The 25,829-nt window shown below is 64.4% G+C and carries 36 protein-coding genes; 11 read left to right on the top strand and 25 right to left on the bottom strand.

The genetic code is table 11. From position 1 onward, the window contains the following. From N7607_RS05110 to N7607_RS04990, 25 genes are all read right to left on the bottom strand, one after another. The coding region (locus tag N7607_RS05110; protein WP_279868215.1) for a hypothetical protein at positions 1 to 859 on the bottom strand (859 nt) is incomplete at its 3' end. Between the two features lie 55 nt (positions 860 to 914). After that, positions 915 to 1,337: a hypothetical protein gene (locus N7607_RS05105; RefSeq protein WP_279868217.1), complete on the bottom strand. Its 423-nt coding sequence runs from the start codon at positions 1,335 to 1,337 to the stop codon at positions 915 to 917. After that, entirely contained in the window at positions 1,337 to 4,621 is a 3,285-nt protein-coding gene (locus N7607_RS05100; RefSeq protein ID WP_279868218.1) for a tape measure protein, read from the bottom strand. The genes N7607_RS05105 and N7607_RS05100 overlap by 1 nt, the downstream gene beginning before the upstream one ends. 56 nt (positions 4,622 to 4,677) lie before the next feature. After that, positions 4,678 to 5,400 carry a DUF2939 domain-containing protein gene (locus tag N7607_RS05095; RefSeq protein ID WP_279868220.1) on the bottom strand — a complete coding sequence of 241 codons (723 nt, stop codon included), beginning with the start codon at positions 5,398 to 5,400 and terminating at the stop codon, positions 4,678 to 4,680. Positions 5,401 to 5,489: 89 nt separating this feature from the next. Further along, positions 5,490 to 6,242 carry a hypothetical protein gene (locus N7607_RS05090; RefSeq protein ID WP_279868222.1) on the bottom strand — a complete coding sequence of 251 codons (753 nt, stop codon included), beginning with the start codon at positions 6,240 to 6,242 and terminating at the stop codon, positions 5,490 to 5,492. Between the two features lie 38 nt (positions 6,243 to 6,280). Next, positions 6,281 to 6,481, bottom strand: a complete 201-nt coding sequence (locus tag N7607_RS05085) for a hypothetical protein (RefSeq protein ID WP_279868223.1) — start codon at positions 6,479 to 6,481, stop codon at positions 6,281 to 6,283. 60 nt (positions 6,482 to 6,541) lie between these two features. Continuing rightward, positions 6,542 to 7,015, bottom strand: coding sequence for a hypothetical protein (locus N7607_RS05080; protein ID WP_279868225.1), 474 nt, complete (start codon positions 7,013 to 7,015; stop codon positions 6,542 to 6,544). Beyond that, a complete protein-coding gene (locus N7607_RS05075; RefSeq protein WP_279868226.1) occupies positions 7,015 to 7,620 on the bottom strand; it encodes a hypothetical protein in 606 nt (201 codons plus the stop codon). Before N7607_RS05075 ends, N7607_RS05080 begins: the two co-directional genes overlap by 1 nt. Then, on the bottom strand, positions 7,617 to 8,165 hold the full coding sequence (locus N7607_RS05070; protein ID WP_279868228.1) for a hypothetical protein: 549 nt from the start codon (positions 8,163 to 8,165) through the stop codon (positions 7,617 to 7,619). Before N7607_RS05070 ends, N7607_RS05075 begins: the two co-directional genes overlap by 4 nt. A 1-nt stretch (position 8,166) precedes the next feature. After that, on the bottom strand, positions 8,167 to 8,718 hold the full coding sequence (locus N7607_RS05065; RefSeq protein ID WP_279868229.1) for a hypothetical protein: 552 nt from the start codon (positions 8,716 to 8,718) through the stop codon (positions 8,167 to 8,169). 2 nt (positions 8,719 to 8,720) lie between these two features. Then, positions 8,721 to 9,020, bottom strand: coding sequence for a hypothetical protein (locus tag N7607_RS05060; RefSeq protein WP_279868230.1), 300 nt, complete (start codon positions 9,018 to 9,020; stop codon positions 8,721 to 8,723). A gap of 58 nt (positions 9,021 to 9,078) precedes the next feature. Continuing rightward, the gene (locus N7607_RS05055; protein WP_279868231.1) at positions 9,079 to 10,401 is read right to left on the bottom strand and encodes a phage major capsid protein; all 1,323 of its coding nucleotides are present in this window, start codon (positions 10,399 to 10,401) and stop codon (positions 9,079 to 9,081) included. Positions 10,402 to 10,462: 61 nt separating this feature from the next. Then, positions 10,463 to 11,425 (bottom strand): signal peptide peptidase SppA, encoded by a 963-nt coding sequence (gene sppA, locus N7607_RS05050; RefSeq protein ID WP_279868233.1) that lies wholly within the window; start codon positions 11,423 to 11,425, stop codon positions 10,463 to 10,465. Then, positions 11,422 to 12,699 carry a phage portal protein gene (locus tag N7607_RS05045; RefSeq protein ID WP_279868235.1) on the bottom strand — a complete coding sequence of 426 codons (1,278 nt, stop codon included), beginning with the start codon at positions 12,697 to 12,699 and terminating at the stop codon, positions 11,422 to 11,424. The genes sppA and N7607_RS05045 overlap by 4 nt, the downstream gene beginning before the upstream one ends. A 2-nt stretch (positions 12,700 to 12,701) precedes the next feature. Continuing rightward, the gene (locus tag N7607_RS05040) at positions 12,702 to 12,887 is read right to left on the bottom strand and encodes a hypothetical protein (RefSeq protein ID WP_279868236.1); all 186 of its coding nucleotides are present in this window, start codon (positions 12,885 to 12,887) and stop codon (positions 12,702 to 12,704) included. After that, positions 12,884 to 14,653, bottom strand: a complete 1,770-nt coding sequence (locus N7607_RS05035; protein WP_279868237.1) for a terminase TerL endonuclease subunit — start codon at positions 14,651 to 14,653, stop codon at positions 12,884 to 12,886. Before N7607_RS05035 ends, N7607_RS05040 begins: the two co-directional genes overlap by 4 nt. Positions 14,654 to 14,660: 7 nt before the next feature. Continuing rightward, positions 14,661 to 15,185, bottom strand: coding sequence for a P27 family phage terminase small subunit (locus tag N7607_RS05030; RefSeq protein ID WP_279868238.1), 525 nt, complete (start codon positions 15,183 to 15,185; stop codon positions 14,661 to 14,663). 163 nt (positions 15,186 to 15,348) lie between these two features. Then, positions 15,349 to 15,726, bottom strand: coding sequence for an HNH endonuclease signature motif containing protein (locus N7607_RS05025; RefSeq protein ID WP_279868239.1), 378 nt, complete (start codon positions 15,724 to 15,726; stop codon positions 15,349 to 15,351). Further along, positions 15,707 to 16,051, bottom strand: a complete 345-nt coding sequence (locus tag N7607_RS05020) for a phage holin family protein (protein WP_279868240.1) — start codon at positions 16,049 to 16,051, stop codon at positions 15,707 to 15,709. Before N7607_RS05020 ends, N7607_RS05025 begins: the two co-directional genes overlap by 20 nt. 596 nt (positions 16,052 to 16,647) lie before the next feature. Further along, positions 16,648 to 17,019, bottom strand: coding sequence for a hypothetical protein (locus N7607_RS05015; RefSeq protein ID WP_279868241.1), 372 nt, complete (start codon positions 17,017 to 17,019; stop codon positions 16,648 to 16,650). Then, positions 17,016 to 19,259, bottom strand: a complete 2,244-nt coding sequence (locus N7607_RS05010) for a VapE domain-containing protein (protein ID WP_279868242.1) — start codon at positions 19,257 to 19,259, stop codon at positions 17,016 to 17,018. Before N7607_RS05010 ends, N7607_RS05015 begins: the two co-directional genes overlap by 4 nt. After that, positions 19,252 to 19,470: a hypothetical protein gene (locus N7607_RS05005; RefSeq protein WP_279868243.1), complete on the bottom strand. Its 219-nt coding sequence runs from the start codon at positions 19,468 to 19,470 to the stop codon at positions 19,252 to 19,254. The genes N7607_RS05010 and N7607_RS05005 overlap by 8 nt, the downstream gene beginning before the upstream one ends. Next, the gene (locus N7607_RS05000; protein ID WP_279868244.1) at positions 19,467 to 19,685 is read right to left on the bottom strand and encodes a TraR/DksA C4-type zinc finger protein; all 219 of its coding nucleotides are present in this window, start codon (positions 19,683 to 19,685) and stop codon (positions 19,467 to 19,469) included. Before N7607_RS05000 ends, N7607_RS05005 begins: the two co-directional genes overlap by 4 nt. Continuing rightward, positions 19,678 to 20,196, bottom strand: a complete 519-nt coding sequence (locus N7607_RS04995) for a phage regulatory CII family protein (RefSeq protein WP_279868245.1) — start codon at positions 20,194 to 20,196, stop codon at positions 19,678 to 19,680. The genes N7607_RS05000 and N7607_RS04995 overlap by 8 nt, the downstream gene beginning before the upstream one ends. Before the next feature lie 273 nt (positions 20,197 to 20,469). Continuing rightward, the gene (locus N7607_RS04990) at positions 20,470 to 20,697 is read right to left on the bottom strand and encodes a helix-turn-helix transcriptional regulator (RefSeq protein WP_279868247.1); all 228 of its coding nucleotides are present in this window, start codon (positions 20,695 to 20,697) and stop codon (positions 20,470 to 20,472) included. A gap of 105 nt (positions 20,698 to 20,802) precedes the next feature. On the opposite strand from N7607_RS04990, the gene N7607_RS04985 reads away from it, so the two are divergent. The 11 genes from N7607_RS04985 (at position 20,803) to N7607_RS04935 (ending at position 25,822) form a co-directional block, all read left to right on the top strand. Beyond that, positions 20,803 to 21,486 (top strand): LexA family transcriptional regulator, encoded by a 684-nt coding sequence (locus N7607_RS04985; protein ID WP_279868248.1) that lies wholly within the window; start codon positions 20,803 to 20,805, stop codon positions 21,484 to 21,486. After that, positions 21,486 to 21,932, top strand: coding sequence for a hypothetical protein (locus N7607_RS04980; protein WP_279868250.1), 447 nt, complete (start codon positions 21,486 to 21,488; stop codon positions 21,930 to 21,932). Before N7607_RS04985 ends, N7607_RS04980 begins: the two co-directional genes overlap by 1 nt. Further along, a complete protein-coding gene (locus tag N7607_RS04975) occupies positions 21,886 to 22,518 on the top strand; it encodes a BRCT domain-containing protein (RefSeq protein ID WP_279868251.1) in 633 nt (210 codons plus the stop codon). Before N7607_RS04980 ends, N7607_RS04975 begins: the two co-directional genes overlap by 47 nt. A gap of 96 nt (positions 22,519 to 22,614) precedes the next feature. Then, a complete protein-coding gene (locus N7607_RS04970) occupies positions 22,615 to 22,779 on the top strand; it encodes a hypothetical protein (RefSeq protein WP_279868253.1) in 165 nt (54 codons plus the stop codon). Then, on the top strand, positions 22,776 to 23,060 hold the full coding sequence (locus tag N7607_RS04965; protein ID WP_279868254.1) for a hypothetical protein: 285 nt from the start codon (positions 22,776 to 22,778) through the stop codon (positions 23,058 to 23,060). The genes N7607_RS04970 and N7607_RS04965 overlap by 4 nt, the downstream gene beginning before the upstream one ends. Then, positions 23,057 to 23,653 carry a hypothetical protein gene (locus N7607_RS04960; RefSeq protein WP_279868255.1) on the top strand — a complete coding sequence of 199 codons (597 nt, stop codon included), beginning with the start codon at positions 23,057 to 23,059 and terminating at the stop codon, positions 23,651 to 23,653. The genes N7607_RS04965 and N7607_RS04960 overlap by 4 nt, the downstream gene beginning before the upstream one ends. 10 nt (positions 23,654 to 23,663) lie before the next feature. Then, positions 23,664 to 23,957 (top strand): phage antirepressor KilAC domain-containing protein, encoded by a 294-nt coding sequence (locus N7607_RS04955; RefSeq protein ID WP_279868256.1) that lies wholly within the window; start codon positions 23,664 to 23,666, stop codon positions 23,955 to 23,957. After that, positions 23,947 to 24,117, top strand: a complete 171-nt coding sequence (locus N7607_RS04950; protein WP_279868257.1) for a hypothetical protein — start codon at positions 23,947 to 23,949, stop codon at positions 24,115 to 24,117. Before N7607_RS04955 ends, N7607_RS04950 begins: the two co-directional genes overlap by 11 nt. 11 nt (positions 24,118 to 24,128) lie before the next feature. Then, positions 24,129 to 24,590, top strand: a complete 462-nt coding sequence (locus N7607_RS04945) for a hypothetical protein (RefSeq protein WP_279868258.1) — start codon at positions 24,129 to 24,131, stop codon at positions 24,588 to 24,590. Continuing rightward, on the top strand, positions 24,587 to 24,916 hold the full coding sequence (locus N7607_RS04940; protein WP_279868259.1) for a pyocin activator PrtN family protein: 330 nt from the start codon (positions 24,587 to 24,589) through the stop codon (positions 24,914 to 24,916). The genes N7607_RS04945 and N7607_RS04940 overlap by 4 nt, the downstream gene beginning before the upstream one ends. A gap of 48 nt (positions 24,917 to 24,964) precedes the next feature. Next, positions 24,965 to 25,822 carry a hypothetical protein gene (locus N7607_RS04935; RefSeq protein ID WP_279868260.1) on the top strand — a complete coding sequence of 286 codons (858 nt, stop codon included), beginning with the start codon at positions 24,965 to 24,967 and terminating at the stop codon, positions 25,820 to 25,822. The last annotated feature ends 7 nt before the right edge of the window (positions 25,823 to 25,829 follow it).

Raw genomic sequence — 25,829 nt, 5'->3', positions numbered from 1 at the left:
ACAGAGTACGGGCCGGGCCGCTGGCCACGATGGTGCGGCGACGATAGCCGCCCAGCTGGTCGATCAGCGGGGTCTCGCGGGTGGCGCTCGGCACCAGGGGCGCGTACACGCTCTGCACCTTGAGGGTCAGGTCGCCCTGACTCACGGCCACCGCCAGCGGGCTCAGCCCGTAGTAACGGGCGGCGTCCGCCACCTGGGTGCTGAGCACCGAGCTTTTCGGCAGCGTGGTGCCGGCCGGGGTCGGCTGGCCGCCCGGGTAGGTGCTGCTCAGCGGCGCGCTGATGGTGAGGTCGAGCCGGCGGCGGGTGAAGTTGACGAAGTTGCCGTTGGAGTATTCGTAGGTGAAGTTCTCCAGGCGCTCCTCGACCTTGGTGATGCGCACGTACTGGGTGGTGGCACCGCTCACCAGCTGGTACACCTCACCCACTTCGGGCAGGCGCTGCTCCTCGCGCTGGATGCAGGCAAGCGCACGCTGGCCGGTGAGCTGGTTGCCCAGCAGCTCGAAGGGCGCCGTCACCGAGGGCACCACGTAGCTCTCGATATGGTTGCGCGCAGCGGCGCGCTCGTCGGTCTGGCTGTCGGTGTTGAACAGCACCACGCTCACGCGCGGGTCGGCCGGGGCCTTGGTGACGATGGCATGGGCGCCCAGGTAGGCGTCGGCATTCTGCGCCACCACGCCGGCAAAGCCCTTGCGCAGGGCGATGCGGCCCAAGGTGCGGTCGAGGCGGGAGATGTCGGGGAACAGGTTGTTTTCCTGGCCATCCACCACGGCCTCGCCAGTGGCGCGACCGCCGCCGTCCGACTCGTCGGTGAGGCGCTGGGACTTGAGCAGCTTTACATCGTCAACATTGATGGTCATGCCATTCTCCGGGCACAAAAAAACCCGCACGCGGCGGGCTCAGGGAGGGTTCAGGTCAAGGGGCTGGTGGCGGGGCCACGGTGATCAGGCGCAGGGTCAGGGTGAACAGGTCATCGAGCTGGTACACCACCCGCCGGAACAGCGGCACCGCCTGCACGGGGGCGCCTGCTGTGCGGTTCCAGGTGACGTGGTGCTGCTCGCCATCGGGCAGGGTCAACAGCATCACCTTGCCCACCTGATCGCGCAGTACCTCCAGCTCGCGCACCTTGGCCAGGGTGAACCAGGCGGCGGCGTTGCTGGCCAGGGTGATCGGGCGCCCGTACACCTTGACGCCCTCCTGCAGGATCAGGTTGCCGGCCAGGCTGCGTTCCTGGGTCTGCTCGACGGCATCCCACTCGTACCGGTCCACCCATTCCAGCTGCTCGCCGGCCAGGTCGGGATCGTCCGCCAGGTCGACACTATCGAGAGTCATCACCATCACAACGTCCTTAGCCCGGCATCCGCGAGGATGTCGAGCAATCCGGTTTCACTTTGAGCATCTGCCACGCTGACATCGACCACCCGACCTCGCGCCGTTTCCAGGCGGATGATCCGCGCCGGCTGCTGCGCGGCGGGCTGGGGCGCAGCGCCGCCTGCGCCCTGGCTTTGCTTCTCCAGGTTCTGCCTGGCGCGCTGCTCTTCAGTTGCGGTCTGGATCTGCCGCAGCACGCTGAGCGATTGCGTCAGGTTGGCGACCGACACCGCGTCACCCGCGCCCTGCGCCTCAGCCAGCTGCGCCTGCAGGTCACGCAGCCGAGAGGCGTAGCGGCGGCGCTCGATGTCTTCTTCGTTGCCCTGCAGCCGATCCAGCTCGTCGCGCAGCCCATCCAGGGTGTTGCGGCTGGCATCGCCGAGCTGCTGCATGCGCTGCTCAGCCGAGGCAATGGCCGACTCCAGCTGGCTCAGGTCGCTTTCATCGAGCAGCTTCATGCTCTGCTGCGCCGACTTGGCCGAGGCGAGGAACTCCGGCAGCGAGCGGCTGCCGTCCTCGTAGCCCTCCAGCAGGCGCTGCAGGCTGAGCTTCTGTTCAAGGAAGCTGGCCTGCACTTCCTTGGAGCGGATCAGCGTCTGCATCATCCACACGCCGAAGCCACTGGAGAGCGAGCCGAACTTGTTCAGCTCGGTCTGCATCTCGCCAGCCTTGCGGGTGACCTCCTCCAGCGCCTCGGCGGTGCGCTCAGCACTGCTGGTGTCGATGCCCCAGTCGGTGCTGGTGATGCCCTGCATGGCGTCGAAGGCCTTGAGTGCCTCTTCGCTCATGGCCGCCAGGGGCTCGCGCGCCTGGGTCAGCACCTGGCCGAAGAAGTCCGCCTGAGCCGAGGCCTCCTCGGCAGCGTCACCCACACTGCGGAAGCCCGCAGCAGCCTGGCCGGCGCCAGCTTCCACCTCGGCGCCCATGTCGCGCACGCTACGCGCACCGGCATCGGCGGCAGGCTTCAGCTCGGTGATGCGCTCATTCAGCGCCTTCTGCGCCTGGGCGAACTCGTCGGCACTGATCTTGCCGTCCGTGTAGGCCTTGCGGATGCCCTGGCGCAGGCGGTTGAAGTCCACCTCGTTCATCGCCGAGCGCACATCGCCCAGGATGGACTGCAGATCGTCGAAGCCGTCCGACAGATCGGACAGGCCATCGGCCGCGCCTTCTGCACCACCCTTGAGAGTGCGCAGCTTGTCGTTGAGCAGGGCGCTGGCTTGGCCGTAAGCCTCCATGCTCAGGGTGCCGCCCTGGTAGGCGGCGAGCAGGGCCTTGCGCAGCCCCTCCAACTGCTCGACCGAACTGGCCGTGTCGATCAGCCGCTGGGCGTTCGCCAGGTCGGTGATAGCCTGCTGCCCGTCGATGGCGGCCTGCACGTAGGCATCGCGGACTTTCTGCTGATTGGCCACCAGATGGTCGGCCGTGGCCTGGTTGATCTGGCGCTGAATGTCCGCCTCAGTCTGCAGGGCGTCTGTCTGCTCGCGCGCGCTGGCTGCAACGGACTGGGTGTTGATGTCCCAGGCCGAGCTGATCTGGCTCAGATCCGTTTTGGCTTGCTCGGCATAGCCAGCGCTCAGATCACCCAGGAAGGTGTAGAGGCCGTCTGCCTTGGCCTTCAACTCCTCGTTGCCGAAGAACTCGGCAATCTGCCCAGCCCCCAGCACGAGCGAGCCGAGGGTGAGCTGCACCGCCTTGATCAGGGTCGCGGCCGTGCTGTTCACGACCGCCGAGAAGGCATTCCACGCAGTGCTCAGAACAGCCACGGCATAGCGGCCAGCGGTGACTGTGCTGTCCACGGCGGCGCCGATCTTCTCGACGGCCGACTCTGCCTTGCCGGCCAGCTCGGCGAAATCGATATCCTTCAGGCCAGCGGCCAGTTCTTTGGCTTTCTCCACCCCCTTGATGAAGGCATCGGAGAGTCCCTTGGCCAGCCTGTCCAGGCTGCCATCGGCGGCCATCTGGCTGATGCGGTCGCTGAGTTGCTTCAGCTCTCCCTTGACGTACTCCAGCGCGCCGGCCTTGGAGATGCGGTCGTAGAAGTCGGTGACCTGATCTTTCAGGTTGCTGATGATGCCGCTGAGACGGCCCATGTTGGACTCGGCAGCGCCCTCGCTTAGCCGGCCAATTTCCTTAACCAAGGCCGCCAGCACATCGCGCCCGAGCTTGCCCTTGCTGGCCAGCTCCTGCAGATCGGCGGCATTCTTGCCGGTCACCTTGCTAAGCATGTCCCACACGGGCACGCCGCGCTCGACCAGCTGCAGGATCTCCTCGGTCTGCAGCTTCTGCTTGGCGTAGGCCTGGCCGACTGCGGAGATAATCCCCTGCAGGCGCTCCATGCCACCGCCGAGCTTTTCGTTCTGGTCGACCAGCGCCTGCAGCGTCCCGTTCATCGGGTCTACGCCGTAGGCCTGCAGCTGAGCGAAGGCGTCGGTTACCTCCTGCAACTCAAGCGGCGTGCGCGTGGCGAAATCCTTGACCCAGGCGGTGGCCGCCTCGCCGGCTGCCATCGAGCCCATCAGGGCATTCATGCGGGTCTGTAGCCCCTCGAACTGATCGCCGGTCTGCAGCATCGTTACGATGCCACTGCGCACCAGGTCGAGGCCGCGCCCAACCGCCCCCATCAGAGCATTCAAACCAACGAATGCAGCAGCGAACGCCAGCACCTGCTTGGCACCAGAGGCCAACGCACCACGCGCCGCATCAACACGGGAAGCGTGCTCCTGCGCGGCCTCGGCCGCCTTCTTCTCCTCGATGCGCTTCTGCTTGATTGCCTCGCGGTTGTCGTCCACCGCCTGTTTGTTCTGGTTGATCTCGGCAGTGAGGCGGTCTTCTTCCGAGCCAAGGTTGTCAGCATCGACACCGAGCCCTTTCAGCTCGGTGCGCAGGTTTTTGATCGCACGCTGGCTGCGGTCGTAGGCAGCCTTGGCCTCGTCGGCGGTACGCCGCGCTTCGCGCAGGGCGATACGCTGGCCCGCCGTAGCCTGCTCGTGGTCGCCGACCTCGCGGGTTAGATCGTCCAGAGTCGACTGGGCATCGCGCCAGGCGCGCTCCAGACTGCCGGTGGCTCCCTCGGTATCGCGCAGGGTGCGCACCAGGCCACGAGCACGGCCTGCCTCGGCCAGCTCGGCCTTCAGCCGGCGCCCCTCTGCGGACAGGTCGCGCATCGCATCGGTGGCGGGCGCAATATCCTTGCTCAGGAACTCGCGGGCACGCACGGTGAGCTGGACAAGGCGCTCTCTGATACCGGCCATTCACTTATCTCCGGGCAATAAAAAACCCGCCGGAGCGGGTTTGGGGATAACTAAAGTCAGCTGCCCAGCGGCACCCTGATGTCACTCAAGCGCCAACCGAACAGACCTTCACGGCGAAGAATGAAGCGCACCGCCTCGCCTTGCTTGTCGGTCACTTCAACCACAAATTTGCTGAAGCCCTCATAGCCATAGGAGGCATTAGCAAACGGCTCCTTTTCTGAGCCCCCTGACGACTCTGGTCGGTCTGTAGTCGGCGGCCGGGAACCAGGCTTCTCCGGTTTATCTCCCGCCATCAATGCGGTCAGGCCATCAGGGGTGACGTAAGAGTCCACCATTTTCTCGACAAACGTACCAGCCAGCGCCATACCAAGCGCAGCAAAGGGGTTGTTCTTCAGATTTTCAGACTCAGCCGCCCTCTTCATCACGAAGGCATTGAGCTGATCCTTGAGACTGGCCCTGACGCTAAGAAAATCGACGTACTCAGCCATGGCCTCTGCATCACGGGCTTTCGCGGCTTGTTTGATTTGGAAAACGGTGATGTATGGCCCAGCAGCAATAAACACCGCGAACAATACCGCCGCCACAATTGCCAGAGGCTTCTGCCAGACCTTAGGGGCGACACTGGCCGGCTTAACCGGGAGAGGCAGCGCTTGCTGCGGAGCAGTCTGCTGCTGCTTGCGAGCCAATGCCTTGGCATAGAAAGCGCCACAGCCTGGGCACTTTAACGGTTCACCGAAATCAGCCTGGGCGGCCTCAAACTCACAAGCAGGACACTGCATTGCGCTTCACTCCTTTGTTGGCGTAGCGCAAATCTAGCACCAGCATGTCATCACCGAAACCCGGCCCAACAGGGCCGGGCCTGGGCTTCTTACGCGGCCGCCTTCATGCCCAGCTCATAGAACTGCGACATATCCGAGGCAGTCACCAGCGGGTCAGCCAGCAGCTCGCCGGTCACGTTGAACGCGGCATACGAGGTGCCAGACAGCTGGATCTCCTGCACCAGACCGATCTTCAAGCGGCGCAGGCGGGCCGGCATCGGGGCGCCGTTCTGCGCGCTGTTGAGGCCTGCAAAGTACACCTCCAGCTCGGCGGCCGAGGTGGTCAGCATCTGCACCACATCGGCCTTCAGCTTGGTGTAGCTGCACTTCACGCCGGTCGAGTCGATCTTGGCCGTGCTCAGCACCTGGATGCCGTAGGGCGTCAGCAGGTAGTCCTCACCGGCTGCCAGAGAAACATCACCCGCCGTTTTGAGGACAGGCGCCACGGAAAGATCGGGCAGGTTATCGAACGGGATCAGCTCGCCCACCACACCCTCGCAGGCCTGCGCCTCGTCAGTCACTACGCCAGCGGCCACACCCTTGATGGTGCCGCGACCGACCAGGGCCAGGTTGCGCGGGTTCACGTCATACAGGGTGAAGCTGCAGGTCACATCAGTGATCTGACTCACCGAGTTGCGGTTGCCCACGCCAGTGATGTGGTTGCGCAGCTTCTGCTGCTCTTCGCTGTGGCCGATTTTCAGCTCGCTGGTGTTGCCCCACGGCAGCAGCGCCAGCTGGGTCTGGTAGCGGCGGGAAAACAGCTCGCCAAAGCCAATCAGGCTGGCATCTTGAACGGTCATCATAGGATTGCTTCCTGTGCAGTTTGCGGGAGGTTCGTGGATTAGCCGGCGGCCGGCGGCTCAGAGGCCTGTGCAGGCTTCAGCTCGGCCTTGGCCTTGGGGTAGTGCGCCGCCTTCAGCACGCCCACGGCGTGGGCGGCGCAGGCGGCGGACACCTCCTGCTCTTCCTTCGAGGGCTTGTAGGTGGTGGTCTTGGGGCCTTCGCGGAAGTTGAAGGCAGCGGTAACGATGATCTTGGGCATGGTTCCTCCAGGAACGAAAAGCCGCCCGGAGGCGGCTGGCTTGGTGCGGCGGGTTGAGGGTTACTGGTAGCGGTCGAGGTAGGTGGCGGCTACGGTCAGGGTGATGCTGGCGGCGCTGTACCCCTTCTGCGGCCACCCGTATTCGACCTGAGCAACCAGCAGGCGCAGCGCCAGGCCACCCAGCGCGCGATCACGCACCGGGCCGCCAAGCGCGGCACACACGATCCACTCAATCGCGCTCACCACTTCGTCAGGAGTACGGCCGGGGTAGTCATCCAGGGAGAAGACCACTTCCACCTGGTACTGGCGCTGCCGCTGGGCGCTGGCCTGTTGCTGTTGCCCCTCCACGCCAGCGCTGGAGGCAGGCACCACGGTGGCCAGCGGCAACACGGCGCTGTCGGCCAGATCCTCGTAGAACCGGCCCCGCTCGACGCCGGACAGGGCAAAGGGGAAATCGTCAGGCGACGGCAGCGTGGACAGGCGCGCGACCAGCTCAGCCGTCACCAGGTTGCCGGGCAGTTCTGCAAGGTTCATCAGAACAGCTCCTTATCCAGCTCCAGGTTGAACTCCTCGGCCACCTTGTCGGCGGCCTGCTCATGCAGGCGGTCGTCCATCACCACCTGCATCAGCGCGGCGGCGGACGGGCCGAGAGCATCCCGAGGCACAGGGTATTCGTAGCGGTACTGCTTGATGTGCGGATTGAACCGCGCCGGCTTTTTCAGCTTGCGCTCACGCACGCTGCGGGTAGCCAACGGCAGGCGCCGGGCGCTCGCAGGGTTGATAAACCCGGCGCCGATCTTCTCGCCCTGCCACCAGTCGACCACGATGCGGGCGCGAGTTCCGGAGCCGTCCACAGCCTCGGCACGGTGCCGGTAGCAGCGCGCCGGGATGCCATGCGAGGCAGGCACTATGCTGGCGGCCGGAACGGTACTGGTGGCCGCTCGCAAGGCGATGCGGTCACCGAGAATCACCTTGCGGATTCCCGTGGCCTTGGCCATGGGCTCGATCAGCAGCACCCGGCGCACCCAGCGGGCCGCACGATTGACGGCGTTGATCTCCATACGCAGGTAGCGGGCCGGGGCGATGCCGAAGCGCTCGGCGCCTCCATCTGCGCCCTGCAGGTAGACGTTGAAGCTCATTGCCGTTTCACCCACATGCGCCGCACCACGCGGTCGTCCTCATCCTCGACGAGGCCGGCCACGCGCCAGGTCTCGCCACCCACCACGAACAACGCCCCCGGTTGCGGACGGCCCACCTCGATCAAGGCAGCCTCCAGCTGGGTGGTGTATTCCGTCCGTCCTACATCGCCCACCCGGGCAACGCCATGCTTCAGGAACACCCGGCACGGCACGACAGCGCCGCCGCTGGCGGGGGTGTACTGGGCGGCATGGCCCACCAGCTCCTCGCAGGACAAGACCAGCTCGGCCTTGTTGCCGCGAGGGTCTCGCACACTGGTGATGTGCAGCAGACGCGAGCCATGACGCAGGTAGCGCCCGGCCTGGTAGTCGAGGGCGAAGCGCGCCCGCACCTCGGCCAAAGTCCGCGAGCGCAAGCCAATCGCGGCCGGGGCGTCCGCCTGCTCTTTGGTGCGGATACCAACCCAGCGCTGGCCGATCTCGACCGGAGCCAGACTCGCCCCCAGCTCCAGCAGTACGGCGCGATGGCGCAAGCTACCTGCTCTCATGTCAGAACCTCGGCGGCACTTCAATCTCGGCCAGCAGTGAATCGGTGAAGTGCGAGGGCAGCTCGGCCAGGATGGTGCCGACCACCAGCGTCTCGCGGAACTCGTAGGCGGTAGCCGCGGCCATTAGCAGCCAGAGCTTCACGCCCTGATACGCCTCCAGATCCGCGCCGGCCTTGTACTTAATCGAAAGCACCCCAGCCGGGCGACCCGCTGGGAAGTGCAAGAAACTTTCCCGCTGCTCACGCTGCAGGCGGGTGATTACAGTCAGCGGCTCCAGCGCGCCGTCCGCGAGCACACGCGAGACAGACACAACCTCCGAAGCCTGGCCGACATCGAGGGCATGACCCGAGCCATAGGACTCGGGCCACTCCTCCACATACACAGCCGCACGCACCGCAGCGCCTGTCTTGGCCTCGGCCTGGGCGATAACGCCGGGGATGATCACCCCATTGATCAGCTCAGGCTGCAGGTCATCAGGCTCGACCCTGCACTGCAGGGCCACCTGGTCCAGGGTGATCGACAGATCACCCTCGTATGCGATGCGGCGGGCCATGGTTAGGGCTTCTCTTCTTCGTCGTCGTTATCGGTGCCACCGCCTGCAGGCGGCGCATCGGGGTCAGGAGTTGGCGCAGCGGGCGCCTGGCCCTTGTCAGAGCCTTTGCCCGATCCTTTGCCGGAGCCTTTGCCCGAGCCCTTACCCTTGCCAGAGGCCGGCTGGCCATCGGCGCTGTAGAACTCGGCGACACCGTTGTCGACGAGGTGCTGCGCACCTGCCTGATCGAAGCCAGCAATCTCGCCATTCGAGTAGCCGCGCCAGGACTTGAGGAACTGCACCGGGGTGCGTTTATCGCTCATGGAATCACCTGTATGTAATGGAGATCAGAAGCGCCCCGCCCGAAGGCGGGGCGGTGAATCACATGCCAGCACCCCAGTCGCAGGCAGTACCAACCACGATGGACTCCACATGGCGGGGGCCAAAGTCGTGCTTGGCGATGACGCGCACCAGGGTCTGGTCGCGCTGGAAGGCGCTGACCACCTCGCCGCCACCGTCCTTGTAGGTGGCCTCTTTGCTGAAATCGATCACCAGATCCATGTCCTCGCCGATCATCATGTCGGCGAAGTTGACGAAGTAGATCTCGGTCTGGTTGCTGCCCGCCCCCAGGTTCACCGGGATCTGGTTGGACAGACCAACCGGGTAGCCTTTCAGCAGGCCCTGCTCGATTTCCGGGTAGGCCTTATTGCCGTTGCCGTCACGCAGAGACTGCAGCCAACGCAGTACGCGCGGGTGCATCAGCCAGCCACAGGACTGCATCTGCACATTGGCCGTCTCCAGGCGCAGCATCATGCCGCCCAGGTAGAGGTCGATGGCCTGCAGCTCAATGCCCGCCATGGCCGGCGCCGGAACCAAGTTCTGCGCGATAGCCCAATAGCGCAGCCCCTTGGGCAGCACACCAGTACCATCGGCGCGGATGAAGTGCAGATCCTCGGACAGCCCCATGCTGGTGGCCAGATCGTTGGCGACCAGCTGGTCGACACGCGGGTTTACACCGGACATACGCAGCAGGTCGTTGGACACCGGCACCAGGGCTGCCATCTTCTTCGCCGACAGCTTGGTGTCAGCGAAGGTCATGCCAGTCAGCGGGATGTCGGTCTCTGTGCCGATGTAGCCCACCACGGTGTTGCCGCTGATACGCGGCATGGTCAGGTTGCCGTTGTTCAGCGGCAAGCTGATCACACCCATCTTGCGAACAATCGAGGTGGGCCGCAGAGCCTCGATTACCTCCGAAGCCATGTTCGTCGGCACCAAGACACCGCCCGCGCCAGCGGTGACGGTGGACAGCGCCATCTGCACATCAGAGCCGAAGTTACCTTCCTTGGCGAGGTGAGCAGCCAGCTGCTGGTTACCTTGGGCGGCAGCAAGCAGGCGAACCATCTGCGCCATGCCGGCACCCTTCACCTGCTCTTTACCCTCGCCACCACCCATGCGGCTGGCAGGCGGGCCTTGCACGCCTTGCGCGCCCTCATTCACCGGCACCGCCGACAGCGCGGCAGCCTTCTCGGCAGCCTCGGCACGGGCCAGCTTGGAACTCAGATCGGCAATCTGCGCCTCCAGGCTGGTGAACTCTTCCAGCTGTTCGGCGTTCAGGCTGCCGCCGTCCGCCTCGATTTTCGCCAGCGCCTGCAGCTTGGTGTTCAGCTCGGCGCGTTCGCTACGCAGTTGTAGAACTTTGGACATAGTGCCTCCTAGGCATGAAAAAGCCCGCACTAGGCGGGCTCGTGAACTGCCGCGAACGCGGTCAGAGTTGGGACTGGATAGCAGCGGCGCGGGCGCGTACCGAGAGGCCACCACCGCCGCGCTGCGCACGGCTTTCCGCTACCGCCCGCGACAGCTGGTCAACAGCGTCCTGCGGGCTCTGCAGCCGATCAGCCAGGCCTGCGGTGATACCTTTCTGGCCCTGGTACAAGGCCGCCTCGGTTGCCTTCACCTGCTCGACACTGAGGCCGCGATACTCAGCCACAGCGCCAACGAACATCTGGTAGCTCTCTTGCACCAGGTCATTGAGGAACTGCAGCGATTGCTCGGTCAGCGGCTCGTGCGGGCTCATATCATTCTTGTGAGCACCGGCAAACACCGTGGTGACCTTCACCCCGGCGTTTTCCTCCAGCTTGGAGCGGTCAAGGTGCTTGGCGATCACCCCGATGGAGCCGATTCCACTGGTACGGCTCACCACCACCTCGCTGCAGGCCGAGGCCAGCAGGTAGCCACCGCTGTAGGCCATGAAGTTGACCAGGCCAGTGATGGGCTTCTGCTGCGTCATCGCGCGGATCTCGCTGGCCAGCTCGAAGGCACCAACAGCCGAGCCGCCGGGGCTGTCGATGTCGAGCACGATGCGCTCCACCATCGGGTCAGCCATGGCCGTGCGCAGCTGGCGGCGCAGATCCTCGTAGCTGGTCATCACCTCGCAGGCATCAAGGTGAGCGCCACGGCTCACCAGAATGCCGCTGACAGGAATCACCTCGACGCCGGTACGGCCAATGGCCTGGCGGCGACTCTCTTCCATGCGCTCAGCCCGGAGGGCGTAGTGCTCGTCGTCATCGTCATGCCAGAGCTTTGCCTCGCCCGCAGCGCCGGAACCGATGTTGACGATGTTCAGGTGCATGACCCGATTGGCCCAGCTAACCCCCAGGTCGAGCATGTCTGGCGTCACCAGCAGCGGCGTGTTGAACAGCAGGCTGGACGCACGTAGGTGGCGTTTCATTCGTTCAAGATCCTCGTGATCTCGGCCTGCTGCAGCTCCAGCTGCGCACGCACGTTGGGGTTGTTCAGATCGGGCATGCCCTTGGAGGCATCGATCATGTTCAGAGGCTGCAGGTAGGTGTCGCCACCCGGAACCGGCGGCATGTTCTCCAGCCGGCGAATGTCGTTCACCGAGAGCCAGCCCCATTGCCGGCCGATGGCATACGCCTCGTAGCGGCTCTTTTGGTCGCCGCGCATCAGGCCGGATAGGTTGAACTCGATGAAGTAGCGGTGCCGATCCTGCGGCAGCAGGAAGTCGCGCATCATTGCCTGCTCGTGGCGCTTGGCCCACGGCAGCAAGGCGAACACCACGAACTGGATAAGCAGCTGCTCGATGGTGTTGTAGTTCGCCTTCTCCAGGTCGTTCACCATCGGCAGCGGGATCTTGTAGATCCGCGCCACGTTGGTGCCGGTGAGCTTGAGGATGTTCACCACGTCGGCGTCGACGTTGTTCATGGAGATCGGCTTGAACTCCATACCCTCCTGCAGCAGCGCAACCTTCTTCGCGTTATCGATGCCGCTGTACTTCTCGCCCCACTGCTCAATGATCTTATCGATGCTCTTCTGATCTTTGATCGCCGGAGACTCGCGCGGGCGCTGGATCACCCCGGACACCGTAGCGCCGTTGGCAAACGACTTGCCGGTGTAGCGGGTGATAGCCTGCGCCATGCCCACCGTCTCGGCGTGCAGTTCGATGGGCGACAAACCCAGATAGTGGTTGGTCGAGCCCCAACGCACATGGTGGATCATGCGCATGGGAACAGGGTCGGCAGTGCCGACTCGATAGTAAGGCAGCAGGTCCCCCCCCCTGAGCACCTGCACCTTATCGTTACTCAGCGGCCAGAGTGCGGAGACGTTGCCATCCTCACGGCGGTCGATCCAGGTGAAGCTGTTGCCGCGCAGACCGCACGCCATCTGCTCGCATTCCTTCAGCTCGAAAGGCGTCTGGAATCCATTGGGCTGGTAGCGCAGTACGTCATACAGCGGGTGGTTGATAGCCGCGTCACGCTGGCCTTTTCCCTTGCGCTCATACACCTCCAGAGGCAACTGAGCCAGGCTCTCGGCCAGCAGGGTGACGCAGTTATGCAGGATGGGCACGCCCAGCGCTGTATCCGGGGTGATCACCACGCCAGCACTGTTGCCGCGACCGGAACCAATCAGGCCGCGCCAGTAGTCGCCGAACGTCTCCAGGGTGCCCTCGCCCTGGCCAGGGCCGCGCAGGCTCGAAAAGAACATGCTCAGCCCCCCTTCTGTTTGATCGCAGCAGCCACCGCCTGGTCAGCCATGCGCGACCAGGCCAGCAGGCCAGTGCCGGCGACGATGAAAGCCGCCGGCACGTTGAGTTGAGCCACGCCCGCGACCAGCAGGCCGAAGCCTGCCAGCCCGGCGAGCCACGAAAGGATCTGCACCAGGGTGATGCTCATATACCAACGCCTTCGTCGTAGATGGATTTACCGCCACCAGGTGGCACCGAGCCGCTGACGCCGGTAGCAATGACCGAGGCCACGATGCCGTCGATGCGGCCGTTGGACTTGGCCTTGTCGACCTTGCGGTTGTTCGCAGGGTCGGAGGTGGTCACCGCGTTCGCCGCGCACATGGTCAACACCGGGTTGCCGTCATGTCGCAGGGTCTCCACCACCTCGTACTCGCTCGGGTCGAGGTCGATCACATTGCCGTCATCGTCCAGCACCTGCTGCGGCATACCCAGCAGCCGGCGCTCGAACTCATCCACGGCAGGCCCCATGCTCTGATAGCCCTGGCCGAACGGCTCCAGCTCCGGCAGCACGATGTCGTGCTCGATCATCAGCTCTTTCAGGTCTTCGATCCGCCAGCGGTCGTAGCCCACCTTGCGCACATCGAAGTAGCCGCAGATCTTTTGCAGCCGGCGCAGCACATGCAGCTTGCTGATGGCCCGCCCCGGCGTCGTCTCCAGATGCCCCTCGGCGATCCAGACCCGGTATGGCACTCGGTCGCGGTTCTCCCGGCCTTCCAGATCGTGGTCGGGAATCCAGAAGTACGGCAGCAGCCGCCAATGCGGATCGGCAACGGTCGGGTAGAACAGCAACACGAACGATGTCAGGTCGGTGGTGCTGGACAAGTCCAGGCCGGCCACGCACGGCCGATTGCGCAGCATCCGCATGGGCACCCGCTCGGAGGCAGCCAGCCACACGTCGCCACCGATCCAGGGATTCTCCGAGGCAGTCCACTGGCAGAAGTTCAGGCGCCGCACCACCGCTTCCTTGGCTGGCAATCCACGCGCCGCCAGCACCTGCTCGCGCAGATAGCGGCGGCCGGGGATGCCATCGGTGCGGCCCTCGGGGATGAAGTCGAGCGACGGGTTGACCTTGGGCCAGCAGGCCTCATCGGTCAGCGGATCGTCGCCCTCGTCTAGCGAGCAGATGAAGGCGAAGAAGGTGTCGTCGACGACATCGCCACGGCATACGCGCACGCCGTAATCGTGGTACTGGCCGGCCACGCTGTTCTTATCCGACCCACTGTTGGTGATCATCGCCACCAGGGCGCGGCGCCGGTTCTTGGTGCCAGCCCGCATCATCTCGACGGCGGAGGCCGTCTTGTGTTCGTGCACCTCATCCAGCAGGCCCATGTGCGGGCGCGGCCCGGACTGGCCATCGTCGTTACTGATGGCCCTGAAGAAGCTGTTGGTGTTCGGGTAGAACAGGTTCCAGATCTTCTCATTGCGGCCGCTCTGCTCGATGCGCGCCGCCAGCTTGGGCGACATGGTGACCATCGACACCGCGTCGCGGAACATGATCATGGCCTGATCTTTCTTGGTCGCGGCGGCGTAGATCTCGGCGCGCTGCTCGCCGTCGGCTACCAGGCCATACAGTCCGATACCAGCGATCAGCGGCGACTTGCCGGAGCCCTTGCCCGTCTCGATATAGGCCAGACGGTAGCGGCGCACGCCGTCGTCAACGTACCAGCCGAACAGGCTGCCCACGACGAACGCCTGCCACGGCCCGAGCTGGAAAGGTGAGCCCTCGTAGTCGCCACCGTTGAGGCATAGCACGTCCTCGAAGAAGCCGATGGCGCGGTCGGCTGCAGCCTGATCCCACACCAGGCCACGCAGGTGCCCATGCTCCAGATCGTCCAGATGCCGCTGGCAGGCGTTGCGAACATCCGGCCCGGCCACGACCTGGCGAGCCAGCACGGCCATGGCGAAGCCACGCACGCGGCAATCAGCTGAAGTATTTGTCAGCAGCGTCTCTTGGTGCATTGGGAAACAACTCGCCTTGAGGCACCAGCGCCTTCATGGCGCGGCGCGCAACCGGGGAAAAGCCGAACAGCGCCCCCGCTTGGTTCGCGCGGCGCTCGGCATCGTTAGCGAGCTGCCGCCAGATGCTGATCTGCTGAGCGCCGGTCTTGAACGTCTGCACGTCGCCGTCGCCCTCCAGCTCAGCATTCAGGTCGGCGATCTTGCGGCGGAACCGCACCCAGTCGCCCACCGCCTCGCAGTACGAGGCGAGCGCCATCATGTCCAGCTCACTAACCCAGCCCAGCGCCAGCAGCGCCTCGGTCACACGATCCCACTCCTGGGCGCCCTCGGGGCTCAGGAAGTCGGGTTTCGGCGGGGCCTGTACCGGCACAGCGGGTGCCTGCGCAGCGGCTTGCAGCGCAGCCATGCCCTGCTTGCTGGGGTCGCCGCGCAGCATGTGAACGGTAGCCGGCAGCGAAGGCCGGCCAGAGTTGGCATTCCCGGCCATGCTGGTCTCCTTTCGAGAGGCGCGAGCACCAGGCTGAAAGCTAGGAAGCACGCGGGTTTCGTGTTAAAAAATGAAGCCCCCACCCCCCCATTTTTCCCGGCGTTGCACACCGCGATCCCTAGGTCGTTCGAGGTCGAGGCGGTAGGAAGTTTTTCACCCCCCCCTACCCCCTGGCCGGCGTGCGGTTCCAATGGTGGTTCGGGTCGAGCGGCAGGCCCGAGTCGGAGCAGCCGAGGCGGCCCGACTTCTCCATCCGCTGCTTGGTCGAGTCATGGCAACGCTTGCACAGCGACTGCCAGTTGGTGCGATCCCAGAAGAGCTTCCAGGCCTGCGCGATCTGCTCCGGGTCTCCGCTCAGCTTGGCCTCACCCAGTCGGTGCGCCTTGATGTGGTCGACCAGCACCGCCGGCACCGCTCGGCCAGCCCGCTGGCAGAACACACATAGCGGGTGGCGGCGCAGGTGGTCGGCTCGTGCCAGCTTCCAGCGATGGCCGTAGCCCTTGGCCGAGGAGCTGAGCCGCTTAGTCGGGCTGGCTGGCATTGCTCGGCACCTCGCCAACACCCAGCCGCCTGGCCAGCGCTCGCTCGTACAGAGCGCTAGCGACATCGGCACCCATGGTGGCCACGATGCAGCCGACCGCCACCGCCACCAGGATGTGCGCACCACACGCCCAGGTGACGGCGAAGGTGGCCAGGCCGAACACAGCGGAAGCGGCAGAACGCAGGCCGATGCGCTTGACCAGCGCCCAGCCAGTCAGCCCGGCCTTGTCCGCTCGCCATGCTTCGCCAGATACACCAGCCACCAGGGCCAGCACCAACCACAGCCACAGCGGCATATCTGCCAGCGCCTGCTGATGCTCGTTCATCGGTTCACCTCGATAGCCAGAAACGAAAAAGCCCCGCCGAATGGCGAGGCCTGTGATGGGGTGCGGCATCCTTGCCGCCAGGCGCCGTGACCAGGGCGGGGAAGCCCAGGCGCCAGAAACAGAAAACCCGGCGCAGTGGCCGGGTTTCGTGTGGTGATTCTTGGTGACGCTCCTACGTGAGGATGCGTGATTTATACCCCTCCAATCTCATGGCAACAATGGGTCAGGATTGCCACAGGGCAAAGAACCATAGTTGGTCGGGTGTCTGTCTGGAAAAGATCGGCGCATTATCCGCATCCGGCTACCTGCGCCGCAGGCGCTGCCCCTATCAGGCCCAGCACAAAAAAGCAGGTTGAACGCAGGAACAACAGGCCCCACTTGATCTAACCCCACTTCCCCACCTGTCTAAAGGATTTATATATAGGTGAGCGTGCGAGCACACGCGTGCGCGTGTATACGCGCCTGCCCACCGCATATATGCGGGCAGGCGGCGGGACAGGTTAGGACGTGAGCCACGGCAAGCAACGGCGCGACATTACGCCGCCCCAGCAAGAAAGGCGCGGCAGGCAAGTGGGTCACGAAAGAAAAAGCGCGCCTCATGCGGCGCGCTTCCGGTTGATGAGCTGATCCCTGATCGACTCATGGGCCTTGTGCAATCGTCGGTAGAACTGCGCCCGGCTACAGCCACACGCCTCGTATCGCTGATGCTCAAGGCTGTCATGGTTGGTGTAGTGCTCGATCACCACCTGGTGTTCCTCGAATGGCAGGTGCTTGTTCACGATCAGCTCAATCTCGGCCGACCGCTCCAGCAGCACCCGCCCTTGAGCCGTACTGCGGATCAACTCACCCTTGCAGGCGATCAGGGTAGCAAGCGAACTACCACCGCCACCACCCACAATCGGCACGCCATCAGGCGCATGGAACTCAGCCGCCCACAATCGCAACGCCTCATCCATGTAGTCGATCACAGCACCGGCTCCTTCTGCGCCAAAGGCATCTGCCCACGGGGCTGCCAGCCATCCGGCCGCACATACGCATACGGCCGCACGCCATACCGGCCAGAGGGCGCCAAGCGCTTCCGGCGCCAACCAAGCCGGTGCATGATCTGTCCAACACGCGTCTGCTCAGGCCGCCCCCAGTGGCCAGGATCAAGGTTCAACGCCTTCTCCAGAAGCTCCGCGCTGGTTACGCTCGCACAGGGGTTGTTCTCCAGCCAGCGCACAATGCTCGTCTCCCAGGCATCGCTCGCGAAGCGCACATCCTGCTCGTCCTCGAACCACACTTTCTCACTCGGCTGCGGCCACCAAGGCTCACCCTCCTGATATAGCTGGTAAGCCTCGGCCCATAGCTGGTCACGCGCCTCGCGCAAGGCATCGAGCGACACCCGCGTACACGCCACCGGCCAGTAGCGCCGGTTGCCGGTCGGGTCGCGCAGATACTCGTCCTGGTTCGTCGTGCCAGCGAACACACACTGGCGTGGCAGGCGGATATTGCGCCGCCCATAACTCGGCCGGAACGTATCGACCGACGCACCGAAGAACGACTTCGCCTTGAGCGAATCCACCTTGTTCAGCGCATCCAGCTCGGCCAGCTCGGCAATCCACACGCCCTGTAGCTGCTGATAGGCGTCCTTGTCGCCCAGTGCAATCGGCGTATCCATGAACCACTCGCCACCGAGCACACCCAGCGCCGAGGACTTGTTCAAGCCCTGATCACCTTCCAGGATCAGCACACAATCCGCCTTGCACCCCGGCCGCATCACCCGCGCCACGGCAGACACCAGCCAGCGCATCCCCGCCGAGGCCAGGTACTCATCCCGCCCCGCCAACGCCTGCGCGCCCAGGTAATCCTTCAGCCACGTACTCAGGCGCGGGATGCCATCCCACTCCAATCCACGAAGATAGTCACGCACCGGGTGAAACTGGCGGCGGCTAGCCACCACAGCAGCAGCCTCCATCACAGTGACGGACTTCACCAACAGACCGTACTGCTCAGCCATCCAGAGCGACGTCAGCGTATCGTCCAGGTCGCTCCACTCGCCGGCACCCGGAGCACATGGAGACGCCCGCCGCTTCGCCGAGCGCCCGGAAAACACATCTTCGCCGATCACCCCGGCCCAGCGTTCGTCGTTCTCCAGAATCAGCGTCACGTTGAGCGCGTGCGCCACCAGGGCGCCCTGGTTCGTGCGGCGCAAGCTCGACATCCACTCCCCTTCCGCAGCCGGCCTGGCCACCGCCATCACCTGGCGACGCACCGCATCAAAACCCTCGGCCAGATGCAGGTCATTGAAGTCCGTCCACTTCTCTGCCCGCTCACCCTCGAACACCGGGTACACCACCCGGCCGCCAATCACTACAGCCGCGTTCTCGGCCTTCTCGCGGCCAGGGTTCCAGGGCTCGCCCTTGTGGTTCTTCGTCTGCCAGTCATCGTCCGCGCAGAACACAAACTGCCGTCCCGGGTAACGCTCGCGCATCGCCTCGGCCACCGGCATCAGGTTGCCCGCCGTGAACGCCACTGCCACGCACAACCCCGTCGCCATGTGCAGGCTGGCGCCCGTGGCGTACCCCTCACAGATCAACACGGCCTCGCCCGGCTCGGGGCGCGGGCCGATCAGGTGGAAGGCCCCCACAGGGTCAAGGCCCGCAGGCCAATAGCGCTTGCTCAGGCCATCCTTGTCCGGCGTACCGAACAACACCTGCAGGCCCACCACCTCATCGCGCACGTTCACCAGTGGCACTAAGGCCGTGTCAGGCTTGCGCCCAAAGCGCAGGCCAAAGGCACCAATCTGCTTGCGATCCAGGTAGCCGCAGCGCCCCTTGGTCGGCAGTGCCTTCCACATGCCAGCAGCGCGACGGGCGGCCTTCGCCACCCTGGCCGCCCGCAGCGAGGCCTCGCGCTGTTTCGCCGCCTCGACCCGCGCCGCGATCACCTTCTTGTCCTCGGCGCTCATCCGCCCGCCCACGGGCTTGAGCTTGTGGAACGAGCCCTTTTCGCCCTCACGCCACGAGCCAAATGCTCCGGCGTAGAAGGTGCGGCCCTCGTTCACATGCTCATAGATCCGGTAGAACCCGGTGCGGCTGTTGCCCTTGTCGTGCGAGTCCCGGCAACGCACCCGCGTCCCGTTCGTCAGCAGCGGCAGGTCAGGGTCAAGCCCTCCATCGCGCAGTTGGTCGAGCACATCATCAATCAGGGAATGAGAGTCAGACATCAGCCACCCCCGCCCCAGCGCGCCCAGCCAATTCCGCGTCAATCTGCTGGACCAACTCATCGGCCCGCGCAAACCGAGCACGGCCACGCAGATCTACCGAGTAACGCTCACCATCCTTGAGCCGCACGATCACCCCATCTGTCCAATCGGGCACTTCAACCATGGCAATCTGATCAGCAGCCACATGAATTCGATCTGAGATAGCAATCATCCCCTACCCCCTTTCCGCTCGTGATCCTGCTGACACTCGATGCAGCGCAAGCAGCCGCGCCCGGCCATGGCCTGCAAGCGAGCAGGCGGAATGGCTACCCCGCACCCCTCGCAATCCTCTGCCGATGCCCCCCCCTGCGCAGGCTGGCGCGCCGCCAGCTGCTGCTCGATGCGCTCCAGCATCAAGTCATTGGCAATGTCTGCGTTATCAGCCATGGGCAACGTCCTCCGCATGACGAGCCCGAACCACAGCGCGCAGCTTGTACGCAGCCTGAACCAGGCGCAGGGCCAGCAGCTCGAACTCGTCCAGCTCGCCATCATCCAGGTGCCCATCCTGCAGACTCTTGGAGAGGTGCGCGGTCACCCGGCTTTCCTCGCTCAGCAGCTCGCTGATCGCGGCCAGCAGCGAGGCTTCCGTGTCCGTATCGCTCAGGTCAGATACGTCGATACCGACCCAGCCAATCGGCTGCAGGATCGCGTCAACAAGACGCCGATCACGCGTCAAGTCGAGGATCAGCTGCAGCTCATCCACGTTGATCTTGTGCTTGGGGTTGGTGCCGGTGAGGCTCAGCTTGTGGCTGAGGGTAGTGGCGTTGATGTTGCCGTCTACGGCGGCAATGGCGGTGGCACCGCCGGGGTAGTCCTGTACAGCGTGATACAGCGCCTGCTTGAGGCTCAGCACGGTGCGCCGCGCGCGCTCGATGCTGCTCTGCCAGAGTCGAGTCATTGGCAATTCTCCTAAAAGTCTGCCAGTGACCCCGCCGCCCCTGCTTGCTACAGTTGCGTCGTGGTCACTCGTCAGGTGGTCACTTGCGACGGTTGATCTGTGGTGGAGAGACCGCCGCACCCCAGGCAGGGCACCCGCTCCGCGAGCGCCCTACCGAAACAGCCTGCTGATCTGTGGTGGAGAGGCAGGCAACCCTAGGCATCCGTGCCCAGGCACCGGCAACACTGTGGTGGTGTGCGCCGGAGGAACAAGGCGCCTTAGGGCGCCTTTTTTCTAGGCAGCCCGCGCAGGCGACTCCTGCTCAGGCGGAAACACGTCATCCAGGGTGCAGGGAGCGCCCAACCGGACAAGCGCCCGGACGATAGCCCTGCACTCAGCCAGCCCTGGCTCACGGCGGCCGGCCTCGTAGTTGCTAAGCCGTCCCTGAGACCAGCCAAGCTCGTTAGCCAGGGCGAGCTGGGCAACACCAGCGCCTCGCCTTAGCTCGGATATGCGGTTCATGTTGCGACCTCCGATTAGCGTCGGAGAGACATTAACAACGTATTGTTGTTTTTACAACACGTTTAGTCGCATTGAAAATAAACGGATCGTGATATTTTCCCGAGCATGGAAACTCTTGGTAATCGCCTCGCCCGACTTCGCCGCGCGAAAGGCCTATCGCAAACCGCACTCGCCACCGCCTGTGGCTGGGAGAGCGGCCAAGCTCGCATAGGCAACTACGAGCGCGACAAGCGCGAGCCCAGCCTTTCAGACCTGCGCCTCCTGGCTGCAGCCCTCGACTCAACCCTGCTTGAACTGGTGGAGGGCGACACGCACCAGGTCGGAGAGCACGCCGGGGCCTATGGCTACACCCCAGCCGCGCAGGACTATGCCCTGGTGCCGCAATACACAGTCCACGGCGCCGCCGGCAATGGCCAGCTAAATGATCACGTCGAGGTAAAAGGCGGCCTCGTGTTCAAGCGCGCATGGCTGACCCGCATGGGCCTGCGCGAGCGCAACCTGCACGTCATCTACGTTCAGGGCCACAGTATGGAGCCTACCGTCTGCGACGGTGATGTAGTCCTACTGGACGAAAGCCAAACCACGCCGCGTGATGGCCGCATCTTTGCCATCCTCAAGGGCAACGGGGAGCTAATCATCAAGCGCCTGATCCAGTCTCTGACTGGCGGCTGGCTGATCCGCAGCGACAACGAAGACAAGCGCGCATACCCCGACCAGCCTGTCAGCGATTCAGATATTGACCAGCTCCAGATCGTCGGCCGAGTGGTTTGGCATGGAGGAGCCCTGTAATGCCGGTTCTCCAACGCAGCATCACACTCCCCATCCGCACAGGCCTGGACTGGCAAGCAACCTGGTCAGCCGAAGACGCGGGCCTGATCAAGTGCTGGGAAGTTGGCCGTCAACTAGCCACTACGAAGCCCGAACTGTCAGAAGCAGCGCTCCGCAACGAGCTGCCTGTTCTGGGCTGGAAGGGCGGGGTTAGCCGCACCCTCAAGAAGCTGGAGAAGTATGGCTCCCTGCAGTACCTAGCCCAATGGCAGGGGCTGCGAGGGGAAGACCTCCAGGTAGACACCACTACCGAGATTACACACACCTGCAGCAAGACCGGGATGCAGGTGACCTTTACTCCCGACATCAGCAAGCTCATTGAGCAGAGCACGGACGAAGCCGCCGAAGGAGAAGAGCCTCATGGTAGACCTGCACCAGGAGTTCCAGAACAGTCGCTTTTTTCATGAAGCCCGCATTGACCGGCGCTCAGCGGACGCCCTGATTGGCCTCGCCGCCGGCATCACAGCTGACGGAACAATCAACCAGCAGGAGGCCGAATTCCTCAAGAGCTGGATTGAAACAAACCTCAACCACCTGGCAGACCCCGTAGTCAACATCCTCTATCGGCGCCTAGCTGACATGCTCAGCGACAACCGGCTGGATGCGGACGAAGCCACCGAACTGCTGGAGATGCTCCGACAGTTCTCTGGCCTGAAGGTTGGCACCGCCCAGCCTTTCCAGGCGCCATCCTCCCTCCCCCTGAATCAACCTCAACCACAGCTGGAATGGCCGAATCGCGTCTTCCTGTTCACCGGCATCATGGCCTACGGCCCTCGCAAGGACTGTGAAGCCCTTGTCACCGAGCGCGGCGGCTTGATCGGCGCCGGGGTAAGCAAAAAGATCCACTTCCTCGTTGTCGGCAGCATCGGCAACGAACAGTGGCTGCACAGCAGCTACGGAACCAAGATCAAGAAAGCCGTCGAACTCCGAGAAAGTGGAAGCCAGATCGCCATCATCAGCGAGGAGCACTGGCAGCAAGCCATCTTCGGGTGAAGCCCCTTCAATCAGAAATAAAACATATTGTGTTGACACGATAACAACGATGCGTTTTATTTGCCTCGTCTCTCCACCACAGAGCCGAGGTAAACCATGTCTGCATCCCTCCACGCGCTTCCGGCCTGCGAGCCCGAGCGCATCTTTGAACTGCGCCGAGCCGCCCGCGAATCCGGCGCCCAGTTCACCCGCCACAAGCCCCGCGCCGTAGCCACCAAGCCGACCCCCATCGGCCCGAACGATGGAGGGCGCGCCGCATGAGCATCGAAGCCATCAGCCTCGAAATCTGGCGTGAACGCCTGCGCGAATCACTCAGCGATATTCGCTACGCCAAGGATCACGACTCAGCCACCAGGAGCTTCTACTTCTTCCTTGGTCTGGTAAGCGCCGCCACAAGCCTTGACGTGATCAGCTACCACGCCATGCAGCGCCTACACGGCCTGGCAATGAATGCCAGCCAGTACCGCTCTGCCGACCAAGCAGCCGCATCCGATACGGAGTTCGCCGCTGCAGCCTCTGCTGAGCAGGAGGCCGCAGCATGAGCAACTTCACCCTCCCCGAAGACTCCCTAATCCGCCTGGCAGCCCAGGTCAACATGTCCGGCACCTTTGGTCATGCCGTGCGCTCGGCCTACAGCCGTCAGCAGGTGATGTTCAAGCTGCACATCGAGCGCAGCACTGAAAGCACCGAAGCCACTGTGGAGATGGGCGAAGAGCGCCACCACATCACCCTGCAAAGCAACGACCCTGAGCGGCACATCCACCTGGCCGACTTCATCGACGCCATCGCCAACGGCCGGGTAGACAGCGCCGCGCCTGCACCGGCCCGCGTCACTCGCTTCCCGGTACTGCCCGAGCCCGAGCCACTGCTAGACGCCGACCAAGACGCGGCCCTGCAGTTGCTCGTGCGCAAGGGCGGCACCCTGGACTTGCACTTGGGCCACGAACACCCCGTGCGCGTAGCCATCCATCGCACCCACAGCCGCAGCGGCATCACCGCCATTCTCAGCATTGGCGAGACCCGCCCACGCACCTCGTGCTTCACCGCCTACGGCATGCACCACAGCTGCTATGAGCGGCTGCTCAAGAGCGTGGAACACCTGGCGGCCTGTGCCGCGCCCAAGGCCGCAGCGTGAGGTGCCCACCATGCCATCCATTGCACTCAAAGACGCCGCCCAGCGGCTGGGTATCGGCCATCGCGCACTGATGAAGCTCATGCGCGAGAAAGGCCTGCTCACCAAACACAACCTGCCCGCCAACCCCGAGGCCACCAAGCACCACCTGGTAACGCGCGAGCACCGCTACAACCACCCGGAGCATGGGCTGCAGTACCCGCGAACCACGCGCCTGATGGAGGGCAGCCTGCACTGGCTGGCCGGGCGCTTGGGCATCCAGGCGCCAATGCCAGAGACCACACAAGATCCGCGCGATGTCGCCTGACCAGCAGGGCAAGCGCCCCCGCCACATCGCTGCCGAGATCATCCGGCTGGACACCCTGGAACAGCGCCGCGCCGCGCTCGCCAAGGTACAGCCGGAATGGCAGGAGCTGGTGCGCACCCACTGCGTCATCGCCTGGAACCACCCAGCCCGCAACCGTTGAAGGTCAAGACCATGAAGGACGCCAAGCTACTAGACGAAACCCTGATCAGCCTCCTGCGCATGCCGGAGGCCGCCCGCACCCCCGAAGTCATCAGCTCACACCTGGCGCTGGCCACCAGCGCCGCCGGCCTCAAGCAGGAGGGCGCCACTGGCCTGCAGCTGGAGCACATGAAGCTGGCCGGCGCCGTTGCGCGCCTCGCCGCAGACATGGGCGAAGGCTTCACTCACCGCACCTCCCTGCGCCTCGGGCCGGATCTGGAGGGCATCGAGCTGTTCGCCTCCATCGAGGCCATCTGCAAGCGCGAGATTCGCTTCACCGGCTTCGGCGGTAGTGCCGAGCGCGTACTGGCCCAGCTGCGCCACGCCATGAGCCAGCACGGCAAGACACTCAGCAGCACCCCACAGAAACCGAAACCGCGCTGGGGCGACCGTGACCCGCTGCGCCGCCTGCGTCAGGAGGCTCAACACGCATGAGCCAGGAAGAGACGCAGAAGGCCCTGCGCCTACAACCGGCCCCGAGGGCCACCACCATCGAGCTGCTGTTTCGCCAGTTCGGTTCCGTACTCATCCCCGTAGAGGCAGCCCGCGCAACCTTCTTCCGCTACCTCAGCGAGGAGACGTTCAAGCCAGTGCCCGGCACCGATCGGCTGCCAATCCCGGTCACCACCCTGGAAGACGGCAACCGCGCCATTCGTTACTTCGAGATCCACCACCTGGCCGCCCACATCGAGCACCGCGCCGGCATGGCTGACGCAAAGCTGGAGAAGGCACTAACCCAACCAGAACCCGAAGCCACCTGACCACGCAACAGCTGCCACCACCAGCCAAGCGAACCCTAGGAGACCACCATGGAACTGACCACCCAACAGATCTACGCGCTGTTCGCCATCGCGCTCTGCGTTGCGCTCTTGATCGGCCTAACCTACTGCCTCGCCCTCAAGACCGGCCGCGACGCTGGCCACGAGCAAGGCCGCGCCGCCGCCGAGGACTACTGGCAAAACCTCCTGCAGGCGAAGCGTGACCGCCTGATCGACGCCCTGCGCCAGCTCGACACCCTCACCCGCGAGCTGACCACCCTGCGGCGCAACAGCACGGCCGAGTCGGACGAGCACGAAAACCAGCTGCGCCAACTCCGCGAGCAAATGGCCTTCGCCGAGAACGACCGCGAGAACGTCATCCGTGACCTACTCGCCGCGCTGCAGGAAGAAACCAGCAAGCGCCTGACGACCGCCGACTGGCACACCCTGCAGGCCGCCGCCAAGCAGCTGGGCACGGCGGCCTACCAGTTCACCCGCAGCGGCAGCACCAAGACCAACCAAGCAGCAGTCGCTCAGGCCAACATCAATGCCCTGGCCGCCCGCGTGAAAGCCATCCTCGACCAGCCCGAGCGCACCTGCTCCATGGCCGACAGCCCCATCACCGACACCGACCTGATCGAGTGGCTGCACGACGAGGCGCACTTCTTCTGTGACGGCGAGCATGGCGAGTTCCGCTTCCAGCTCCTCGGTGCAGTCGACTCCGACAGCCACGCCCGCGACCTCCTCCGCAAGGCCATGGAAGACAGCGACCAGCTGGCGCACAACCACGCCGAGTCCCTCCGATCAGCCCTGGCGCCGACCAACCACGATCAAGCCCGCCCGAGAATGTGGGCCGCCGTCGACCTGGATCATGCCGAGCAGGGTCTTGGCCAGCCGCTGTGCCTGTGAGGTGCCC

Origin of the sequence: Pseudomonas sp. GD04019 (assembly GCF_029837695.1) — a bacterium.
GTDB lineage: Bacteria > Pseudomonadota > Gammaproteobacteria > Pseudomonadales > Pseudomonadaceae > Aquipseudomonas.
This window is presented reverse-complemented; position numbering and strand designations above follow the sequence as displayed.

Excerpts from the sequence above, each read along its gene's own strand:
- N7607_RS05100 (WP_279868218.1), bottom strand. The coding sequence starts at position 4,621 with ATGGCCGGTATCAGAGAGCGCCTTGTCCAGCTCACCGTGCGTGCCCGC.
- N7607_RS05020 (WP_279868240.1), bottom strand. The coding sequence starts at position 16,051 with ATGAACGAGCATCAGCAGGCGCTGGCAGATATGCCGCTGTGGCTGTGG.
- N7607_RS05075 (WP_279868226.1), bottom strand. The coding sequence starts at position 7,620 with ATGAGCTTCAACGTCTACCTGCAGGGCGCAGATGGAGGCGCCGAGCGC.
- N7607_RS05005 (WP_279868243.1), bottom strand. The coding sequence starts at position 19,470 with ATGATTGCTATCTCAGATCGAATTCATGTGGCTGCTGATCAGATTGCC.
- N7607_RS05080 (WP_279868225.1), bottom strand. The coding sequence starts at position 7,015 with ATGAACCTTGCAGAACTGCCCGGCAACCTGGTGACGGCTGAGCTGGTC.
- N7607_RS05030 (WP_279868238.1), bottom strand. The coding sequence starts at position 15,185 with ATGGCCGGGAATGCCAACTCTGGCCGGCCTTCGCTGCCGGCTACCGTT.
- N7607_RS05070 (WP_279868228.1), bottom strand. The coding sequence starts at position 8,165 with ATGAGAGCAGGTAGCTTGCGCCATCGCGCCGTACTGCTGGAGCTGGGG.
- N7607_RS05090 (WP_279868222.1), bottom strand. The coding sequence starts at position 6,242 with ATGATGACCGTTCAAGATGCCAGCCTGATTGGCTTTGGCGAGCTGTTT.
- N7607_RS05000 (WP_279868244.1), bottom strand. The coding sequence starts at position 19,685 with ATGGCTGATAACGCAGACATTGCCAATGACTTGATGCTGGAGCGCATC.
- sppA (WP_279868233.1), bottom strand. The coding sequence starts at position 11,425 with ATGAAACGCCACCTACGTGCGTCCAGCCTGCTGTTCAACACGCCGCTG.
- N7607_RS04980 (WP_279868250.1), top strand. The coding sequence starts at position 21,486 with ATGCCGGTTCTCCAACGCAGCATCACACTCCCCATCCGCACAGGCCTG.
- N7607_RS04990 (WP_279868247.1), bottom strand. The coding sequence starts at position 20,697 with ATGAACCGCATATCCGAGCTAAGGCGAGGCGCTGGTGTTGCCCAGCTC.
- N7607_RS05085 (WP_279868223.1), bottom strand. The coding sequence starts at position 6,481 with ATGCCCAAGATCATCGTTACCGCTGCCTTCAACTTCCGCGAAGGCCCC.
- N7607_RS04935 (WP_279868260.1), top strand. The coding sequence starts at position 24,965 with ATGGAACTGACCACCCAACAGATCTACGCGCTGTTCGCCATCGCGCTC.
- N7607_RS04960 (WP_279868255.1), top strand. The coding sequence starts at position 23,057 with ATGAGCAACTTCACCCTCCCCGAAGACTCCCTAATCCGCCTGGCAGCC.
- N7607_RS04940 (WP_279868259.1), top strand. The coding sequence starts at position 24,587 with ATGAGCCAGGAAGAGACGCAGAAGGCCCTGCGCCTACAACCGGCCCCG.
- N7607_RS04965 (WP_279868254.1), top strand. The coding sequence starts at position 22,776 with ATGAGCATCGAAGCCATCAGCCTCGAAATCTGGCGTGAACGCCTGCGC.
- N7607_RS05025 (WP_279868239.1), bottom strand. The coding sequence starts at position 15,726 with ATGCCAGCCAGCCCGACTAAGCGGCTCAGCTCCTCGGCCAAGGGCTAC.
- N7607_RS04985 (WP_279868248.1), top strand. The coding sequence starts at position 20,803 with ATGGAAACTCTTGGTAATCGCCTCGCCCGACTTCGCCGCGCGAAAGGC.
- N7607_RS04970 (WP_279868253.1), top strand. The coding sequence starts at position 22,615 with ATGTCTGCATCCCTCCACGCGCTTCCGGCCTGCGAGCCCGAGCGCATC.
- N7607_RS04995 (WP_279868245.1), bottom strand. The coding sequence starts at position 20,196 with ATGACTCGACTCTGGCAGAGCAGCATCGAGCGCGCGCGGCGCACCGTG.
- N7607_RS04955 (WP_279868256.1), top strand. The coding sequence starts at position 23,664 with ATGCCATCCATTGCACTCAAAGACGCCGCCCAGCGGCTGGGTATCGGC.
- N7607_RS04950 (WP_279868257.1), top strand. The coding sequence starts at position 23,947 with ATGTCGCCTGACCAGCAGGGCAAGCGCCCCCGCCACATCGCTGCCGAG.
- N7607_RS05065 (WP_279868229.1), bottom strand. The coding sequence starts at position 8,718 with ATGGCCCGCCGCATCGCATACGAGGGTGATCTGTCGATCACCCTGGAC.
- N7607_RS04975 (WP_279868251.1), top strand. The coding sequence starts at position 21,886 with ATGGTAGACCTGCACCAGGAGTTCCAGAACAGTCGCTTTTTTCATGAA.
- N7607_RS04945 (WP_279868258.1), top strand. The coding sequence starts at position 24,129 with ATGAAGGACGCCAAGCTACTAGACGAAACCCTGATCAGCCTCCTGCGC.
- N7607_RS05105 (WP_279868217.1), bottom strand. The coding sequence starts at position 1,337 with ATGGTGATGACTCTCGATAGTGTCGACCTGGCGGACGATCCCGACCTG.
- N7607_RS05040 (WP_279868236.1), bottom strand. The coding sequence starts at position 12,887 with ATGAGCATCACCCTGGTGCAGATCCTTTCGTGGCTCGCCGGGCTGGCA.
- N7607_RS05060 (WP_279868230.1), bottom strand. The coding sequence starts at position 9,020 with ATGAGCGATAAACGCACCCCGGTGCAGTTCCTCAAGTCCTGGCGCGGC.
- N7607_RS05010 (WP_279868242.1), bottom strand. The coding sequence starts at position 19,259 with ATGTCTGACTCTCATTCCCTGATTGATGATGTGCTCGACCAACTGCGC.
- N7607_RS05095 (WP_279868220.1), bottom strand. The coding sequence starts at position 5,400 with ATGCAGTGTCCTGCTTGTGAGTTTGAGGCCGCCCAGGCTGATTTCGGT.
- N7607_RS05055 (WP_279868231.1), bottom strand. The coding sequence starts at position 10,401 with ATGTCCAAAGTTCTACAACTGCGTAGCGAACGCGCCGAGCTGAACACC.
- N7607_RS05045 (WP_279868235.1), bottom strand. The coding sequence starts at position 12,699 with ATGTTCTTTTCGAGCCTGCGCGGCCCTGGCCAGGGCGAGGGCACCCTG.